Consider the following 424-nt stretch of genomic DNA (forward strand, 5'->3'; position numbering starts at 1 on the left):
TCATGTGATCCTTTCACAATCTCACCATCTGCAACATTATGAAGTGCTACAGAAGCGGAATTCTTACCTTTTCCAAAAGTCACACTCGTATAATTAATCGCGCCACTTTCTTCATCTGTTTTATCATAATGAACAACTGCTGAATCATCTGACTGAAGATTGTTAGAAAGTTCTTTTAAACTTTCATCAAGTTGACCCTTGTTAACAGCTTCATTACCATTCACAGCTGCCTTGACACCTGATAGCGTCCGATCGGCACTCTTACTATCAGCTATATTGATTTCACTGCCGCCTTTTTCTCCACCAATTGTGATACGTCCCGTATCTCCATCAGCTTGCTTAACAAGGTTATCACCTTCTACTTTAGTAATCGCATTATTAACTTGATTGGTAATCTCATTGGTAACCTTATTCTGAACATTCG

General features: G+C 38.7%; 1 pseudogene. It reads right to left on the reverse strand.

Going from position 1 to position 424, the window contains the following annotated elements:
• Positions 1-424, reverse strand: a pseudogene (locus ACFIKR_RS09510) (hypothetical protein); the annotation flags it as partial.

Source organism: Bartonella sp. MR30HLJHH (assembly GCF_042194195.1).
GTDB lineage: Bacteria > Pseudomonadota > Alphaproteobacteria > Rhizobiales > Rhizobiaceae > Bartonella > Bartonella grahamii.